At 69.2% G+C, this 3,460-nt stretch carries 3 protein-coding genes; all 3 read left to right on the forward strand.

The window, feature by feature from the left end:
• Window positions 1-1,092 (forward strand): glycoside hydrolase family 3 C-terminal domain-containing protein (locus tag VFZ70_12340; protein HEX6256586.1); only part of this gene is annotated, 1,092 nt, incomplete at its 5' end.
• A gap of 1,089 nt (window positions 1,093-2,181) precedes the next feature.
• Window positions 2,182-2,568: a hypothetical protein gene (locus VFZ70_12345; protein HEX6256587.1), complete on the forward strand. Its 387-nt coding sequence runs from the start codon at window positions 2,182-2,184 to the stop codon at window positions 2,566-2,568.
• Window positions 2,569-2,658: 90 nt separating this feature from the next.
• On the forward strand, window positions 2,659-3,291 hold the full coding sequence (locus tag VFZ70_12350) for a hypothetical protein (protein ID HEX6256588.1): 633 nt from the start codon (window positions 2,659-2,661) through the stop codon (window positions 3,289-3,291).
• Window positions 3,292-3,460: the final 169 nt, after the last annotated feature.

The raw sequence follows: 3,460 nt of genomic DNA on the forward strand, positions 1-3,460 counted from the left end.
GCCGCCGGCAGGTCGATGGTGCTGCTCCAGAACGAGGGCGGGATCCTGCCGCTCGACCCGGCCAAGTCCACGGCCGTGATCGGGCCGCTCGCCAAGAACCAGCACGACATGCTGGGCCCGTGGTGGGGGCGCGGCGACGACCGGGACGTCGTGACCGTCTTCGACGGCATCAACGAGCAGAGCCCGGGCGCGACCTACGCGGAGGGCTGCACGCTCTCGAACACCGAGGTGCCGCACACGGATCCGGAGGGCTGCGGCTCGGACGCCGGATTCGCTGAGGCGGTGGCGGTCGCGAACGCGGCCGACCAGGTGGTGCTCGCCCTGGGCGAGACGCGCGAGATGAGCGGCGAGGCGAATTCGCGCAGCACCCTGGATCTCCCGGGCCGGCAGGAGGAGCTGCTCCGGGCGATCAAGGCGACCGGCAAGCCGGTCGCGGTGGTGCTGTTCAGCGGCCGCCCGCTGGCGCTGGAGAACATCGTCGAGGACGCGCCGGCGATCCTCGAAGCGTGGTTCCCGGGCGTGCAGGCCGGCCCCGCGGTGGCCGACGTCGTGTTCGGGAAGGTCAACCCGGGCGGCAAGCTGCCGGCGTCGTTCCCGTACCGTGTCGGCCAGGTGCCGATCTACTACAACCACGAGCCCGCCGGGCGCCCGTGCAACAAAGACGTGAAGTGGAACTCGCAGCATCGCGACATCCCGAGTTGCGACCCGCTGTTCGTGTTCGGCCACGGCCTGAGCTACACGACGTTCGATGTCACGAACCTGCGGCTGAGTTCGTCGAGCGTCTCGCGCAACGGCAGCCTCACGGCGTCGGTCGACGTCACGAACACCGGCGGCCGAGAGGGCGACGAAGTCGTGCAGGTCTACATCCACGACCCGGTCGCAAGCATCTCGCAGCCGGTGCGTCGGCTGCGCGGCTTCGAGCGCGTGACGCTCGAGCCGGGCCAGACGCGGACGGTGACGTTCACGCTCGACCGCAGCGACTTCGGCTTCTACGACAACCGCGGGAAGTTCGTCGTGGAGCACGGCACGATCGATGTCTACGCCGGCAACAGCTCCAAGGCCGAGCTCAAGCAGTCGTTCACGGTGAGATGATGACGCCTTCACAGCCCCTTGGAGGCCTGGCGCCAGCCCCCGCGAGGTGAGAGAAACGGGTCGGGGCGCGACGCGGTCGACCCCGGCCGAGTGCTCCTCCAGCCCGACAGCCTCGTGATCGAGCGCGTCGAGCTGGGGCCTTCTACGGCGCCCAGGACGGCATCAATGAGCTGGCAGCCTCGATGCTCGCCCGGTGCGCGTCGCACGGTCACGCCGCGAAACTTCGCGCTGGACCGGGACATCACGGCGGGATATGGGGCTCCGGCACCGCGACCTCACTCGGCGGTCGCCTCCAGCGCCAGCGGATGTCGCCGCATCCGACCCGTCGCCGCATCCCACCTTCGATCGACGCATACCTGCTCGTTCAGCACGAGCCATCCAGGAGAACCGCCAGCCTCGCGATCACGATAGACAGCACAACCAACCCGGACGTGTTGACCCGCGACCCGTTGGATGTCGGCGACCGGGGTCGTGGTGGACGCCGCGTTGGTCCACGATCTGACCGACGGATGCGCCGGCAACATCGACCTTGACGCGGTGGGGTGCCAGCGCGCCTGTGCCGGGCAGCGGCCCGACGGAGATGGCCGCCCGTCGGACGGGCATCCGTAGGTGGCCACGTCGACCCGCAGTTCCCGCGTTGGCGGGTGGCCCGTCTGCCGTATCTCACGGGCCGACAGGTCGCCGCGCCGCCAAGCGCTCGGGTTGACGGCCTGGCAGGCGGCGAGTCAAGGGTCCGCGACGCCTTCGTGCCGGGGCGGCCGAAGGCAGCGTCGCGTACAGCTGCGCTCGCCAGACGGCTCCCGTCAGTTCCGGCTCGGCGACGCGCACGTGGAGATCCGGGGGAGCAAGTCGCCGACATGGCGCTCCCACTCCGCGTTCGTCAGGTCGCGGTTGGTGACGGAGCAGGCGGCCCTGATCCAGCTCTCAACGCTCAGGTCCCACAGCATCAGGCCGCCCGCCAATCGTCTACGGCGCCCTGCTGCTCAACCTGTGGGAAGGGACCGGCTGGCAAAGGCATGGTGCAACGCCACTTCAGGGGCCGCTACGGGCTGATGAAGGGCGCCCTCCTGACGGCCGTGCCGTTCGCGGGTGCACATCCCCCTGCAGATCCGTGGCACCTCGGGCATGCGGGAGGCGCTGGTCAACCTCGGCGTGCTGTTCCTCATGGCGCCTGCAGCGCGGTGCCTGGTCGCCCGCACCGACGTCGCCACCGGCGGCAGCCTCTTGGCCGCTGGCGTGCTGCACGCATCCTGGAACGCAACCGGCAAGCTCAGCGTCGTCGACGGAGACCTGCAGTACGTCATCGGTCTCGCCGTCGGTGGCGGTCGTCGCCCCTGGTCGTCGACGTGGTACGGTCCCGGTCGAACTCGGGCGTGCTCTCCGACCATCGCGACCGGCATCCGGCGTCGACGGCGGCAGCCGGCTGACGGCACCGGAGGGTGGCGAGAGCGTGTCGCCCGCGAACAGCAACCTTGACCGCCGACGACATCCCCGCCACGCCCGAGCACACGCATCTCAGCGGCACCCGCTCGTAAGATGCCACAGTTCCATCAGTCAGGCTGTTGCATGAGCGCTCCATTCCGGCTCGACCCGAACGAGCACGATCGGTTCATACTCCGCCAGCGGTTCCGGCCGGTCGTCAACGACTACGAGTTCTCCCTGCCGCACGGCGACGGTGACGACCCCGGGCCGCCGTTCTGTTTCGTCCGTCAGAAGCGGTTCACGTTCAAGGAGGACATCCGGTTCTACGCCGACGACAGCCGCAGCGTCGAGCTCATGCGCATCAAGGCCCGCCAGCGGTTCGATCCACGCGCACGCTACGACGTCACCGCCGCCGACGGAACCAAGATCGGAGAGATCCAGAAGGTCTTCGGAGCAAGCCTGCTGCGCTCAGCGTACCGACTCTACGACGCCAACGGGGTGGAGGTCGCTACTGCGGCGGAGCAGAGCCTAGCGGTTGCGCTGTTTCGCCGGGCGGTCGGATTCGTCCCCTACATCGAGAACGTCGCGGACTGGCTTCCCATCCCGTACCACTTCACGTTCCAACGCAACGGAACCGTGCTCGGCTCACACCGCCGGCACATCGGCAAGTTCCGCGACGTCTACACGATCGACATGAGCGGAGACCCCGACCGCTCGGTAGACCGCCGGCTGATCCTCGCGATCGCGGTCGGGATGGACGCGTTACAGGCGCGCTGATCCGACGACCCGGCGCGACGGGCATTGAGTACCGCTCTGATCAGGCAGACGCGGTGTCGCCTGAAGCGCCGGCGCCAGGATGTTGGGTCTCGATGGTGTCGATCCACCAGCGAGGTCGGGGCACAGCGGCGAGGTCGGCGTCGCGACCCCGCCGCGGGCGCGGACCGCG

The sequence above is a fragment of the Euzebyales bacterium genome (genome assembly GCA_036374135.1).
GTDB lineage: Bacteria > Actinomycetota > Nitriliruptoria > Euzebyales > JAHELV01 > JAHELV01.

Coding starts and splice junctions, on each gene's coding strand:
- VFZ70_12350 (HEX6256588.1), top strand. CDS start 2,659: ATGAGCGCTCCATTCCGGCTCGACCCGAACGAGCACGATCGGTTCATA.